The organism is Bradyrhizobium sp. JYMT SZCCT0428 (assembly GCF_018131075.1).
In the GTDB taxonomy this organism is placed as follows: Bacteria; Pseudomonadota; Alphaproteobacteria; order Rhizobiales; family Xanthobacteraceae; genus Bradyrhizobium.
In genome coordinates this window covers 14,951-26,475 of record NZ_JAFCLS010000018.1, presented here as the reverse complement: position 1 = coordinate 26,475, position 11,525 = coordinate 14,951, and the positions used below count along the sequence as shown (strand labels likewise).

The 11,525-nt window shown below is 61.2% G+C and carries 11 protein-coding genes; 4 read left to right on the top strand and 7 right to left on the bottom strand.

Annotated elements, in window-relative coordinates:
- Positions 1-94: 94 nt before the first annotated feature.
- Complete coding sequence (locus JQ575_RS19650; RefSeq protein WP_249166764.1) at positions 95-472, top strand: response regulator transcription factor; 378 nt, start codon at positions 95-97, stop codon at positions 470-472.
- Between the two features lie 897 nt (positions 473-1,369).
- On the opposite strand, the gene JQ575_RS19645 is transcribed toward JQ575_RS19650, so the two are convergent.
- The 4 genes from JQ575_RS19645 to JQ575_RS19630 form a co-directional block, all read right to left on the bottom strand.
- Positions 1,370-1,549 carry a hypothetical protein gene (locus JQ575_RS19645; protein ID WP_192733787.1) on the bottom strand — a complete coding sequence of 60 codons (180 nt, stop codon included), beginning with the start codon at positions 1,547-1,549 and terminating at the stop codon, positions 1,370-1,372.
- A 147-nt stretch (positions 1,550-1,696) separates the two neighbouring features.
- On the bottom strand, positions 1,697-1,933 hold the full coding sequence (locus tag JQ575_RS19640; protein ID WP_212034863.1) for a hypothetical protein: 237 nt from the start codon (positions 1,931-1,933) through the stop codon (positions 1,697-1,699).
- Between the two features lie 327 nt (positions 1,934-2,260).
- On the bottom strand, positions 2,261-4,111 hold the full coding sequence (locus JQ575_RS19635) for a caspase family protein (RefSeq protein ID WP_212034981.1): 1,851 nt from the start codon (positions 4,109-4,111) through the stop codon (positions 2,261-2,263).
- Positions 4,112-4,949: 838 nt separating this feature from the next.
- Positions 4,950-5,528 carry a hypothetical protein gene (locus JQ575_RS19630; RefSeq protein WP_212034862.1) on the bottom strand — a complete coding sequence of 193 codons (579 nt, stop codon included), beginning with the start codon at positions 5,526-5,528 and terminating at the stop codon, positions 4,950-4,952.
- A 413-nt stretch (positions 5,529-5,941) separates the two neighbouring features.
- Between JQ575_RS19630 and JQ575_RS19625 the strand changes: the two genes are divergently transcribed.
- Positions 5,942-6,604 carry a peroxiredoxin gene (locus JQ575_RS19625; protein WP_212034861.1) on the top strand — a complete coding sequence of 221 codons (663 nt, stop codon included), beginning with the start codon at positions 5,942-5,944 and terminating at the stop codon, positions 6,602-6,604.
- A 98-nt stretch (positions 6,605-6,702) separates the two neighbouring features.
- On the opposite strand, the gene JQ575_RS19620 is transcribed toward JQ575_RS19625, so the two are convergent.
- Complete coding sequence (locus JQ575_RS19620; RefSeq protein WP_212034860.1) at positions 6,703-8,439, bottom strand: methyl-accepting chemotaxis protein; 1,737 nt, start codon at positions 8,437-8,439, stop codon at positions 6,703-6,705.
- A 109-nt stretch (positions 8,440-8,548) separates the two neighbouring features.
- Between JQ575_RS19620 and JQ575_RS19615 the strand changes: the two genes are divergently transcribed.
- Positions 8,549-9,988 carry a deoxyribodipyrimidine photo-lyase gene (locus JQ575_RS19615; protein WP_212034859.1) on the top strand — a complete coding sequence of 480 codons (1,440 nt, stop codon included), beginning with the start codon at positions 8,549-8,551 and terminating at the stop codon, positions 9,986-9,988.
- Between the two features lie 6 nt (positions 9,989-9,994).
- Here JQ575_RS19615 and JQ575_RS19610 read toward each other — a convergent pair whose 3' ends face one another.
- Positions 9,995-10,870, bottom strand: coding sequence for a DMT family transporter (locus JQ575_RS19610; RefSeq protein ID WP_212034858.1), 876 nt, complete (start codon positions 10,868-10,870; stop codon positions 9,995-9,997).
- A 30-nt stretch (positions 10,871-10,900) separates the two neighbouring features.
- Between JQ575_RS19610 and JQ575_RS45740 the strand changes: the two genes are divergently transcribed.
- Positions 10,901-11,029, top strand: a complete 129-nt coding sequence (locus tag JQ575_RS45740; RefSeq protein ID WP_283842631.1) for a hypothetical protein — start codon at positions 10,901-10,903, stop codon at positions 11,027-11,029.
- A gap of 40 nt (positions 11,030-11,069) precedes the next feature.
- Here JQ575_RS45740 and JQ575_RS19605 read toward each other — a convergent pair whose 3' ends face one another.
- Positions 11,070-11,516 (bottom strand): hypothetical protein, encoded by a 447-nt coding sequence (locus tag JQ575_RS19605; protein WP_212034857.1) that lies wholly within the window; start codon positions 11,514-11,516, stop codon positions 11,070-11,072.
- Between the last annotated feature and the right edge of the window lie 9 nt (positions 11,517-11,525).

Sequence of the window (11,525 nt, the reverse complement as noted above, 5' to 3'; positions counted from 1 at the left end):
TAAGTATGATTTTCCGCCCCTGATTTGCGACGCACTCTGCCCTCAAGCGGCTTGCAGCAAGAGGCATTCTGCCGGCACGTCAGGAAGCACCGCTTTGGCCAACCCACCCGTGATTTCAATCATTGACGATGACGGCTCCGTTCGCACCGCGACCTACAATCTCGTGCGAACGCTTGGATACGTCGTTCACACCTTTGAATCGGCCGGGGCGTTCCTGCGGTCGCCTCATCTGCATGACACCTCGTGCGTGATCGCAGATATTCAAATGCCGGTCATGAGCGGTCTCGAACTGCAGGCTCACCTGGTTGCCGACGGATACCGGCTGCCATTCATTTTCATCACCGCTTTCGCGACCGAGAGCGCGCGCATGCAGGCACTGAAGGCCGGCGCGAGCTGCTTTCTCACCAAACCCTTCACGGGAGAGGCGTTGATCAACTGCCTCGACGCCGCGCTGCGCGGGCACGGCGAGTAAAAAAAGCAGATGACCCGATCCGATTGGGTCAACACGGCATCTGGCGCCGCTATCCCGATCGGTCCGGCAACAGGGCCAGAACAACAATTCCATCCCACCGAAATTGGCAGTTTCGGGCCGGTCATACCTAGGGATAAGCCGATCAACCATCTAGACAAGTTGAATATGGGGCGGGACGGAACGAGAGTGAGGCATCGTCGCCCTCCGGTAAATCCGACGGCACGACAACCAGTACACCACGATCAGTGAATGGCAATTCCTCAGGAGGAGGTCGCCATGCGTACAGGCCCACGCTGTTCCGAATGCGACAGTGAAGAACCCAAGATAGTATGTCTTCGAAATCCGGCGCGTGAACGTTATTGCGGACGTTCTTGCCTCGGCCAAGGCCAGGAAAAATTCATTCGCCTGATCCTGCGATCGAATGCGGAGGCCGCATCATGACAAATCGTTGCGACAATCCGAACTGCGACCGCCCGTTCGGGCTGGTCCGTTTCAGCTGGCGCTTCGGGCAATTCTGCTCGTCCAGGTGCCGCGAGCACAGCAAGCGTCAGCGGGATCGTAACAAGGCCTACTGGAGATGGCTCTACAAATGCCCCGAGCCGTCTGTCGCAAACCAAAAATGATCCAGCGATGCGGCAGCTCCGGACTGGAGGCTGTCTCTCGGACCGAGATGAGCCGAAACCGTCGAGGTGGAAATTGTCTATAGCGTAAGTGGAGGAGCCCTCATGACAAGCGCGCAAGCGATGTTGATCGGAGCACTACTCGCGTGGACGCCATCGGTTCTTGTGCTCGCCTGGCTCTTGCGGGACATTCGAGACACACGCGGCCCAGATTAGCCGCGATCCAGCTTCGGGCCGGCATCGATTTTCGGCGCGGCGTGTCGGCCGCGCCGCGCCATCATCCGGCAAGCCAGCGTCCCTTGTGGATGTCGAATTTCACCAGACCCTCATCGCGCATTTTCAGAAGCAGCGACTGGCAGGCTTCCTCATTCGGAAGGTTGGCGCGTTTCATGATCTCGTAGACCTTGAGCGGCTTCTCGCGAAGCGCATTCAGGATATTCTCGCGATCCTTGAGCATGACTTTTCCCTGTAGACCAAAACCGACATTGATTGTTGAACGGACTATAGCGTTTTCGAGCGAAGTGGACAGCGGTTCGCATAGCAATCAAGCTTACGCACAGATTGCGTAGACTTATCTGCGTAGAAAACGCGTCAAGACAAGAATCTAGACCATGGCCAGTTTGATTTGACCATCGTCAAGGATGCCGGTCGCGAGAGCCTCGCGCGCCATCCGCTCGATCACGGGCCAATTGGTGAGCAGATATTTGTGGGCCTGCGCCTGCGTCGGAAGATCGGTTTGCAGAATGCAGCGCTGCCGCGCGTTTCCGTTCGCGATCTGAAAGGATACCGCTTGCGGCCCCTCGATGATCTCTTGTTCGGTGGGTTTGGCAACCAGCCGCATACGCTATTCCCTGTGAAACTTGCGAGGCCAAGACGTTCGGATCGACCGCAACTGCCGCGGATATATCGTCGGGCGGCCCGTCAGGGCCGATCGTTCTCGACCTTCGGGGAGCGTTTCGGCTCTTGGTCAGCACCGGGCTGCGTGTTGCGGACCGCGTCGGTCAGCATCTCCCGCAGTTCCGCCTTGGTCATCGGTGGTTGCCGCGCGACAGATGCTTTCCATTGTGCCATGGCACTCTATATGGGGTGCCGGGTCGGGAATTAAAGGCCCGGAACTCAACTCAATGGCCCGCCCACGGCGCCGTAGCGGCGCAACAGTCCTTACGCCCTAGTGGCATTCCTCGCGTTGTCCGCTGTTAAGGGTGGTAACCCCATGCAGGCCACTACCCTGAACAATTCTGCACCCTTTTTGGACAGGCCTGCAGCCCCCCGAACCGCAAATGATTTGCCCCGAAGCCTGCGGCTTTTCTGCTGGAGTTGCTGCCTTCGCACGTTCCGACCTTTCACGCTTCGGCTCTTCGCGTTTTGCCGTCGGCTTTTTCACTTCAATCTTTTCGCAAATGTTGTCGTCGCCGACCTCGTAGCCTGGCCTGCACGTAATCCTTGTGCAGCGTTCGCCATCGGCCTTGAACCCGTGTTCGCAAATCAGCGGACAAACGCGCGCCGTATTGCTCTTGACAAGGTCGAGTGCGTCGACGCTGGCGACCCTCACATCAAGCTTCACGCCCGCGTACTTGCTGAATAGATCAAGCGACCGCTGCGACGCCGCGTTCCAGTTGCCGTCTACCGCGCCTGTGTTGCAACCAACTCTCCGCAATTCGACCTGTAAGGAACGTGGAAGATCAACTGCCGTTTGTTGGTCCGATTTGTCAGCCGGTGGCGTCAGTGCGGCAAGCTTTTCTTCCTTGGCCTTTTGTTCAGCAGCAGCCTTTTCTTCCCTGATTTTTAATTCGGCCGCCAGCTTCGCCTCTCTCGCAGCGTTGACGGCTGCGGCCGCCTTGACACGTTCGGCTTCCTTTTCCGCTGCCTTGGCCTGTGCCGCGGCTTTGACGCGTTCGGCTTCGGCAACTTTGGCATCTTCGGCTTTCTTGGCCGCTTCCGCCGCGAGCCGTGCCTTTTCGGCAGCCTTGGCTTGCTCGGCGGCCTTCACTTGCTCGGCCGCTCTGGCTCCCTCGGCCGCAAGCCTGGCCTGCTCCTCCTGGGCGGCTTTGGCCTTGTTGGTTGCATCTATCCGCGCAGCTTCCGCCGCGAGCTTGTCACGCTGTGCCTTGGCAAGCGCGGTAAAGAAGCCCGAAGGATACCTCTCGATGAAGGCATCCCATACGGGTTTTGTCCCGACCCGATCGGCAAATTCATAGTCGCGCCGCATCGTGGCGTCCTGATCGACCGGCGCAGCGACAGCGGCAGGCGGGGCTGGCACCAGCGTTACGTCGTTGCCGCCCAAGGAGCCATACACGAACGGCTCTTGCGCATTATTGGTTGCCTTCAAGACATCGTCACGCACGAAACCGAACGCCTTGCGAAGATCAAGGCCCGGCTTGGCAAGGTAATTGACCAGCGCGGCTGCGAATGGACTGTTCTTGCCATAGCCATCGGATGCGGTTGAACCGGCTTTAGCCGCAAATGCAATCATGGTGTTGGGGCTGGAAGGTTCGACCTTGGCAAGGCCACGCCCAATCGCGCGTGACGCGATCGTTCGCTTCATGCTTTTTGTAAACGGGTTGTCCCGGCAAGCGTCGAGGATGACCAGCCGCAGTTGTTTGGCCGGTTCGACCGCAACCAGCACACGGTCGAGCGACAGCGCCTCATCCAGAACATCTGTATCGGTCTCGAGCGTCGCGTCGACCGGAATGAGGTAGTTGGTGCCGTCAAGCTCGATGCCGTGGCCGGCATAATAGATGACCGCGACATCGGCATCGCGGCTCCTGTTGCCGAAGTCACGCAGCGTCTTGCGCAATTCGCCGACGGTCAGGTCCAGTTTGGACTCGACCGCGTCAAAGCCTGCCGACTTGAGCATCGCGGCAACGGCCGCCGCATCGTTCGCAGGATTGTTGAGCTTGGCCACGTTCCGGTAGGAGGAGTTGCCGATCACCAGCGCCACGCGCTTGTCCGCAAACGCGGGCTGGCCAGCCAGGAAGATGAGCCCAGCCGTCAAAAAGATGCCTAGCAACGCGCGCATCAAAAAATTTCCAAATCGGCAGTAAAAACCGACACTAACAACCGAATCTCGTGATCACAATGCACAACAGGCCGAGCAGCTAGCGTGATATACGTCACACTCTCTGGCGGCTGGTTTCGATTACCGCACCGAGCCAAAAATCCGCTCAGTGTCGCCCGTCGGGCAGACTACTTCCGATTTACAGAAACCATGTCAAGTCCCAAATTTCTGTAAATCAAAAATATTTCCCTTTCCTTCGACCCCAAATCACCTGCACATCAATAGCCATCCCGTCCCACTCAGAGGGGCGTTGGCCATCGTCACAACGAGGGACGGGTTGCGGTGGACGCTGATGTTGCGATTGACGGTCGCGGCAAAGGCGTACGGCGAAAGCGTGTGGTCCTGGCGCCCGTAACGGCGTCAAGCTCTGAGGAAGCTAACGCTTCCGAGGAGTGACGGTGGCAATAGAGGCCGTCTCACCGGGGAGAGCGCGTCATAAGCCGTAAGGCCATTGCGCAGGGAATGTCGGATGCTCTCCGCTGCCCTGTATGCTCGTGTGCACCATCTTGTTGCACAATCGCACACGAGACCGCGGGTGCAGCGCGCATCCGGCATTCCCTGCCCCCTCTGATCTTCGAGGGAGCGAAGATTACCTGCAAACCTCGGGCAGATCGTGCCGCGAGAATGCGAAACTGTATCTCCGTCATTGCGAGCGCAGCGAAGCAATCCATATCTCCGCAAGTGGCCTGATGGATTGCTTTGCTGCGCTCGCAATGTCCCATTGACCCCCCTGCCCCGCCAAACAAAAAACGGCGGGGAAAATCCCCGCCGCTTTGAATTCAACGATGCGAGAATGACGTTACATCATCCCCATGTCCAGCATGCCCGGCAGCTGCGCGAGCGGCAGTGCGGCGGCGCCGACCAGGGTCGCGACCATCGCGGCCAGCGCGTGGTTGGAGCGGCGCTTGCCGCGCATCTGGGCGGCAATCCACTCCAGCACCTTGGTGTCGATGTTGACGGCCTTGGCGGGGGCCCAGCTTTCGATGTCGGTGTCCGGCGACAGGGCAATCGTGCGCGGCGGCACCGGCAGGCCGGATTCGGACGCTGCATGATGGGCGATCGCCTTGGCCAGCAGGTCGTCGAAACGGCCATCGTCGCTGCGCTCGGCGGCGGCGTCGCTGATTTCGAACAACGCCTCGGCTTCGGCGCGGCTGACCGGCTGATGCTCGACAGCGGATGCGGTCAAGATGCGCGCGCACCAGGCGGCGTCATCGGCATCGAGCGCGCGGGAAAAATGGATACGGCCCTTGGTGGTCGGGCCCTCGCCGGTGATGACGCCGTCGCGCACGATGGTGAGCGCGTGGGCAGCGGTCTTGCGGCAGGAGGGCTGGAGAACGGCGGACGCTTCAATCAATTTGGTAGTACTAGGGGCAGACATAGCTTGCACTTCTCAATTTCTTTTTCTGGTCCAGCATTGCGACGCCGGCGTAAACGAGTGGTTAACGATTCGGAACTTGCATTCCGAGATTTTTAGATGGTTGCCATTTAGTCGCGGTGACTCCAGTTAGTCGCTGTGACTGATGTCACGGTTCGGTTGAACGACCGATGAACGCCCCCGGCAACCGGGACCGGGGTCTTGCGGACCATAAAAGGCGATATCGGGGCAATCCGGGCGATTACCGCCGCTGTGGATTTTTCGTCGCAGGGGCGCAGATCGAAAGAAGGTGCTAGGAGTTCCCTATTCGCGGAGAAGGATCTCGCCTTTTTTGGCGGGAGGTTCACTTCCACCCCGTTAGGGCTTATACAGATTAACAGAAATTCTCCTGCAACTTGAATAAGATGAGGTGTACCATGGCACTCCAGATTGGCGCAGTCGCCCCGGACTTCGAAGCCCAGACCACCGAGGGCAAAATCAAATTCCACGACTGGATCGGCTCAAATTGGGCGCTGTTGTTCTCGCATCCGAAGGATTTCACCCCGGTTTGCACCACCGAACTCGGCGCTCTCGCAAAGTTGAAGGGCGAATTCGACAAGCGCGGCGTCAAGCTGATGGGGCTCAGCGTCGATCCCGTCGACAAGCATTCGAAATGGTCGGAGGACATCAAGGAGACGCAAGGCGCGGCGCCGAACTATCCGATGATCGGCGACACCGATTTCAACGTCTCCAAGCTCTACGACATGCTCCCCGCTTCCACCTCGGGGGATGTCGCAACCCGGACCGCGGCCGATAACCAGACCGTGCGCAACGTCTTCATCATCGGACCGGACAAGAAGATCAAGCTGGTGCTGGTCTATCCGATGACCACGGGCCGCAATTTCCAGGAGATCTTGCGCGTGATCGATTCCCTGCAGATGACGGCCAAGCATCGGGTCGCGACGCCGGCCGACTGGAAACAGGGCGAAGACGTCATCATCGCAGGCTCAGTCACCGACGACGAGGCCAAGACGATCTATCCGCAGGGCTGGAAGTCGCCGAAGCCGTACATCCGGATCGTGCCGCAGCCGAAACAGTAACGGTTCATCGCGCTTTCAAGGCGTCAGAAAAATATGACGCCGGTTCTGATGTCATCAGAACCGGCGTCACGGAAAGATTGGCGATAGCCAGATTGCGATCAGGCCGCGCGAACGCGGTCCAGGAACTTCTCGACCTCGGCCTTCAGATGCAGGCTCTCGCCCGACAGCGCCTGCGCCGAGGCAAACATGCGGCTGGAGGTCTCGCCGGTCTCGCCCGCGCCCTGCGCAGCGTTGCGGATGTTGACGGCGACGTCGGCGGTCCCGCTTGCGGCGGCCCGGACGCTCTGGGCGATGTTCGCCGTCGCACCGCGCTGCTGCTCGACCGCGGCCGAAATCGAGGTCGCGATATCGCTGATGCGCTCGATGGTCTGGCCAATCGCCTTGATCGCGCTGACCGACTCTTCGGTCGCAAGCTGCATGCTGCCGATCTGACTCGAGATCTCCTCGGTGGCCTTGGCGGTCTGGCCAGCGAGGCTCTTGACCTCCTGGGCCACCACGGCAAAGCCGCGGCCGGCATCGCCGGCGCGGGCGGCCTCGATGGTCGCGTTGAGCGCCAGGAGATTGGTCTGCTCGGCGATCGAGGTGATCAGCTTCACCACGTCGCCGATCCGTGCGCCCGCCTCCGACAGCTCGTTGATGCGCTGGTCGGTGGCCGCGGCCTGCTTGACGGCGTCGGCCGCGATCCCGTTGGATTCCTGGACGCGGCGGGTGATCTCGGCAATCGAATTGGAGAGTTCATCGGAAGCAACGGCCGCGGTGCGGACATGCTCGGAGGCGGTCTCCGACGCGCCCGCCGACTGGCCCGACAGCCCGGCGGTGGTCCGCGCGGTCTCGGTGAGTTGCTTGGCCACGCGCTCGAATTCGCCCGAGGAATTCAGCACCTTGTCGAGGATACCACCGACGCTGGTCTGGAACTCGTCGACGAAGCCGCGCAATTCAGCCTTGCGCTGTTCGACGGCGGCAGAAGCGGCCGCGGTCTGTTCGTCGCGAAGCCGGCGGCGCTCGAGCGAGTTGTTCTTGAACACCGCGACGGTGCGCGCGATCTCGCCGATCTCGTCCATGCGTTCGTGATGACCCACCTCGACGTCGCTGTTGCCGTTGGCGATGGCCGTGAGCGTCGCCGTGACCGAGGTCAGCGGCTTGGTCACGCGGCGCACGATCAGCATCGTCAGCAGCATCACGAGAAGCGCTGCAATGCCCGCTGCGATCGCCATGTTCTGTATGGCATGCGACAGCATGGTCTCGAACTGCGCCATCGGAATGCCGACATAGAGGACGCCGATCACCTTTCCGGCCGAATTCGCGATCGGGTAATAGGCCGTCATGAAGGTCTTGCCGAACAGCGTGGCCGGCCCCTTATAGGCCTCGCCGCGACGCAGGATCGGCTGTCCGGGATGATCGGGCGCGAGCTGAGTGCCGACGGCGCGGTCACCATTTTCCTTCTTCACATTGGTGGAGCGGCGGACGAATTGGTTGCTGGCCTCGTCATAGACGAACAGCGTCGCGTTGCCGCCGACATAGCCGACCGAGCGATCGACGATCGCGTGGTCCTTGAATTCGGGCATCTTCGCCGCTTCGGCCTTGGCGACCATGCCGTCCTTCAGCGTGATCTTGGCGTCGGGGTAGGTCTCGGCAAAGGACAGCGCCAGCGTTCGCAGATTGACCTCGATGTCGCGCAGCGCCCGGTCGCCGAACTCAGAGTTGAGCGACCAATAGGCCGCGCCTACAACCAGCGCGGTATTCACCGCGATCAGGAGGACGGCGGAAATGACCGCCTTGGTGCCGAGACGAAGTTTCAGCGACGGCAGGAGTTTTCCAAACGACGGCAAGGACATGTGCAATTTTCCCCAAAATCGCGCTCAATTTGACGGTTCTTGCTTACGATCGCATTAATGGATGCAACCCTAGGCAAAGGTTCAGGAATTTGATGAAATTGATGCGTGCATGACGAGTCCTCGCCCTGCCATCGTCTGGTACCGTGAGGACCTGCGCCTTTCGGACCATCCCGCCCTGCATGCGGCCGCCAAAGCACAAGCGCCGGTTGTATGCATTTTCGTACTCGACGAGAGGACGCCGGGCATTCGCACACTTGGAGGCGCTGCCCGCTGGTGGCTGGCGCGGTCGCTGCGCGCCTTGCAGGAGAGCCTCCGGGATCGGGGCGCGTCCCTGGTGTTGCGCCGGGGGACGGCCTCCACGGTCATTGCCGCCCTCGCGCGCGAGGTCGATGCCGGCGCCGTCTATTGGAACGAGATTGCAGAGGCACCCCACCAGCGGGTGGCGGATCAGGTCGCGGCTGCCCTCGGTGGTGTTGCCACTCACAGATTTCCAGGCGACCTGCTGGTGGCGCCGAGCCAGATCCGCAACAAGGAGAACCGCGGCCTGCGCGTGTTCACGCCGTTCTGGCGGCGGGTGCAATCCCTCGGCGATCCGCCAAAGCCGCTGCCGGCGCCGAAGAAGCTGAACGGCGTATCCGATATCGCCAGCGATGCGCTGGAAGACTGGCATCTCGAACCCACCAGGCCCGACTGGGCCGGCGGCTTGCGCGAAAGCTGGCGGCCCGGCGAAGCTGCGGCGCAGACGCGGCTCAAGGCGTTCCTCGACGGCGGTATCGCCGGCTATTCCGGTGACCGCGACCGCCCCGACCGTGAGGGCACCTCGCGTCTGTCGCCGCATCTTCGCTTCGGCGAGATCAGCCCGCGCCAGGTCTGGCACGCCGCAAAGTTTGCTGCCGCCGAGCACCCTCGCCTGTCATCCGATATCGATAAATTCCTCAGCGAACTCGGCTGGCGCGAATTCTGCCGTCATCTGCTCTACGACCTGCCGGATCTCGCAACGCGCAATCTGCAGGCATTGTTCGACGCGTTTCCCTGGAAGGGTGACACCAAGGCATTGCGCGCGTGGCAGCGCGGGCGGACCGGATATCCGATCGTCGACGCCGGCATGCGCGAACTCTGGCACACCGGCGTGATGCACAACCGTGTGCGGATGGTGGTGGCCTCGTTTCTCGTCAAGCATCTCTTGATCGACTGGCGCGAGGGCGAGCAATGGTTCTGGGACACGCTTGTCGATGCCGATGCCGGCAGCAATCCTGCCAACTGGCAGTGGGTCGCCGGCTGCGGCGCCGATGCCGCCCCCTACTTCCGCGTCTTCAATCCGATCCTGCAGGGCGAGAAGTTCGATCCCGATGGCGTCTACATCAGGCGCTGGGTGCCGGAGCTGAACCAATTGCCCGATGACCTGATCCACCAACCCTGGACCGCGACACCGCTCGAACTTGCAAGCGCCGGCATCGAACTCGGCAAGACCTATCCGCAGCCGATCATGGATCACAAGAAGGGACGTGAACGCGCGCTCGCGGCCTATGCGAGCATTCGCAATCGCTAAACATCCTCAGGCAGCGCGCCGGTTGACCAGAAACACCGCCGCCGCGCACGCGGTCATGCCGACAAGCGCGATTCCATCGAGCTGCTCGCCAAACAGCACATAGGCCATCAGCGCCGTCACCGCCGGCACCAGATAGAACAGGCTCGCCACCGACGTCGCCGCCGAGCGGCGGATCAGCCAGTACAACAACCCGATCGATCCGATCGACAGCACCACGACCAGCCAGCTCAGCGCGAGCACGAACTCCGTGGTCCAATGCACCACATTGTTCTCGAACAGCCATGCCCCGAGCCCGAAGAAAATCGTAACCGCGATGTATTGCACGAGATTGCCCGCACGCCAGTCGATCGCGTTGCAGTACCGCCGCTGGTAGAGCGTGCCGAGCGTGATGCTGATCAGCGACACGCCGGAGGCAAGCCACCCCCAACCCGCGTCGCCGCTCATCGGCCGATTGTGCAGGATCAGCACCACGCCCGCGAGCCCGAGCAAGAGTCCGGCCCATTGAATCGCCGTGACGCGCTCACCGAGCCAGCGGTTGGCGATGGTCGAGGTCAGGATCGGCTGCAGGCCGGGGATCAGCGCGGACAGCCCAGCGGGAATCGAATGCGCAATCGCAATCGCGGTGCCACCGAGATAGAATCCGTGCACCAGAATGCCGGCGACGGCGCTGTGGAAGATGCCGATCCGATCCGGCCAGCGTGGCCGCGCGATCGCGACGATACCAGCCATCAAAACGACCACCAGCGCCATCCGGATCGCGAGATAGGTCAACGGATCGGCGTTGTTGACGACGTATTTGGTAGCGATGAAGCCGGTGCTCCACAGCACGACGAAAATCGCCGGCGCCGCCCGCGCGGCAAGATCTTCAAGGTCACGGTTCATTTGCGGAAGCGTAGTGCCCGATCATATGCTATGCGGCAAGGACTGATCGCGCGGATCCGTCGCGCCACGCGCGGCCGCACCGACGTGCCGAAGATCGTCAACAACGCATTCGAATTGATGAAGCGCGGGGAATCGATCCGTGGCGTGGTGACGTTTTAGGGAGTGCTGATGACGCGGAGCCGGCGCGATTGTGCTCGGTTCAAAACGCTTCGGGACAGGGATCGACGATCTTCCAGAGCTCGCCACCGTTCTTGATCTTCTTCATCTCGGTGGTGAGCCCGCCATTGCGACGGATCCAGTCCTTCACGGTATCCGGATAATAGGACATCAGGTCCGACGTGCCGTCGGAGCTTGTGACCTTGATGCCGAAGGTGAAGGCCTTGTCGTAATAGGCCAGGTGAAACCCGAGGCTCGCCTTCGGCGTCACGCAGATCTTGTTCATCGGCACGATGCCGAACACCAGTGTGCAGGCCGAGTTGCAGATGCCGTCGATGATGACGCGTTCCTTGCGGTCGCGGATCCGCTTGTACTTGACCTTGTATTCCTCGACGTAGCCGCCATGGTCGCGCGTGATGTGCAGATCGGCCCGCGCCGGGGTCGCGACCAGAACCGAGAGGGACAGCAGGGCGAGGGACGTGATGCGCATGGGTCGATC

What these genes read in the sequence shown, in the direction of transcription:
- JQ575_RS19645 (WP_192733787.1), bottom strand. Translation starts at nt 1,549, where the DNA reads ATGCTCAAGGATCGCGAGAATATCCTGAATGCGCTTCGCGAGAAGCCG.
- JQ575_RS19640 (WP_212034863.1), bottom strand. Translation starts at nt 1,933, where the DNA reads ATGCGGCTGGTTGCCAAACCCACCGAACAAGAGATCATCGAGGGGCCG.
- JQ575_RS19635 (WP_212034981.1), bottom strand. Translation starts at nt 4,111, where the DNA reads ATGCGCGCGTTGCTAGGCATCTTTTTGACGGCTGGGCTCATCTTCCTG.
- JQ575_RS19630 (WP_212034862.1), bottom strand. Translation starts at nt 5,528, where the DNA reads ATGTCTGCCCCTAGTACTACCAAATTGATTGAAGCGTCCGCCGTTCTC.
- JQ575_RS19625 (WP_212034861.1), top strand. Translation starts at nt 5,942, where the DNA reads ATGGCACTCCAGATTGGCGCAGTCGCCCCGGACTTCGAAGCCCAGACC.
- JQ575_RS19620 (WP_212034860.1), bottom strand. Translation starts at nt 8,439, where the DNA reads ATGTCCTTGCCGTCGTTTGGAAAACTCCTGCCGTCGCTGAAACTTCGT.
- JQ575_RS19615 (WP_212034859.1), top strand. Translation starts at nt 8,549, where the DNA reads ATGACGAGTCCTCGCCCTGCCATCGTCTGGTACCGTGAGGACCTGCGC.
- JQ575_RS19610 (WP_212034858.1), bottom strand. Translation starts at nt 10,870, where the DNA reads ATGAACCGTGACCTTGAAGATCTTGCCGCGCGGGCGGCGCCGGCGATT.
- JQ575_RS45740 (WP_283842631.1), top strand. Translation starts at nt 10,901, where the DNA reads ATGCGGCAAGGACTGATCGCGCGGATCCGTCGCGCCACGCGCGGCCGC.
- JQ575_RS19605 (WP_212034857.1), bottom strand. Translation starts at nt 11,516, where the DNA reads ATGCGCATCACGTCCCTCGCCCTGCTGTCCCTCTCGGTTCTGGTCGCG.